This window comes from Terasakiella sediminum (assembly GCF_033100395.1).
Taxonomy (GTDB): Bacteria; Pseudomonadota; Alphaproteobacteria; order Rhodospirillales; family Terasakiellaceae; genus Terasakiella.
This window is the reverse complement of record NZ_JAWLVJ010000067.1, coordinates 1-1,290: the sequence shown is the minus strand read 5'-3', so window position 1 is coordinate 1,290 and position 1,290 is coordinate 1. Positions and strand designations below refer to the sequence as shown.

The window sequence follows — 1,290 nt, the reverse complement described above, 5'->3', positions numbered from 1 at the left end:
TTTGTTACTTCTGTGGAATTGATAACTTCTTGTTGTTGCGAAAAACACTGATTAATCAATGACTTCCCTTGGCAGCCCCCGGGCACCATTTTCTCCCAGAGGAATCAGATGGTTACACAAGACGCTCCTTGAGGCGTCTTTTTATTTTCCGCTTTGGGTAACATTTTGGGTAACAAAAAAATCACTGACATTTCACGACTAAAAGCGCACATTTTGAACCTGAATTAATCAGACGATCTATTTTCTATAAAAAAATCTCCTCAGAGCCTATCATAGTGAAAACATCACAAATTACTTAAGGCTTTATGATGTCTCTGACAGCACCATTTCTGAAAACGGTCTCTCTAATTGAAAACAAGAGAAGTGATGAGCTATTTCCTTTCGATACTTTGGATTTTCTCAACAAAAATTTCTCATTAAATTTCACAACGCCAATCACTTTTTTTGTTGGAGAAAACGGGTCTGGGAAATCAACTATTATGGAAGCTATTGCAGAGCTATGTGGTTTCCACAAAAGCGGCGGTAGCCACATGCATCATTTATATAATTCTGATGATGGTGTTCAATCCGCTTTAAGAAATACATTACGCCCATCATGGCTCCCCAAAGTGAACCAAGGATATTTTTTTCGTTCTGAGAGCTTCTTCAACGTAGCCCGATATATTGATTCGGTCGAAAATCAAAATTTCAGCATGTATGACGGCAAGCGGTTGCACGAACGAAGTCATGGGGAATCATTTCTTGTCATTTTCAAAAATGCTTTTGAGACGACTAAAAAACAAATCTATCTTTTGGATGAACCTGAAACTGCACTATCCCCAGCAAGACAATTGTCCTTTCTATCTTTGCTACATGAGTGGCACCAATCAGGTAATGTGCAATTAATTATCGCAACACATTCTCCCATCCTGCTTTCATATCCAAACGCCCGGATCATTGAGTTTAACCACAATGAATTGCGAGAAGTTGCTTTCGAAGAAACAGAACACTATCAAATCACAAAAGCATTCATGGCAAACCCTGATCGTTTTCTGAAAGAACTCATGGATTAATAAGACAAGGGAAATTGTTTTTTCCCTTGTCTTATAACTTTATCGCAAACCTTTGTCCCAACACCAGTGACACACACTGGGTGATTTCACACCTCCATGTATGCCCGTACAATGTTTGCAGATATAGTATTCAATAACGTCATCTCGATCTAGGTCCTGTTGACAAAGTGGATTTACAAATTGCGTAGAATGTGATTCAAGACTTCTTTTTATGAGGAGAAGTCTATGCGTAATTTGA

General features: G+C 38.5%; 1 protein-coding gene. It reads left to right on the top strand.

Translation table 11 applies throughout. The features are described from left to right. Positions 1-305: 305 nt before the first annotated feature. Positions 306-1,052: an AAA family ATPase gene (locus tag RYZ26_RS19830; protein ID WP_317684995.1), complete on the top strand. Its 747-nt coding sequence runs from the start codon at positions 306-308 to the stop codon at positions 1,050-1,052. Positions 1,053-1,290: the final 238 nt, after the last annotated feature.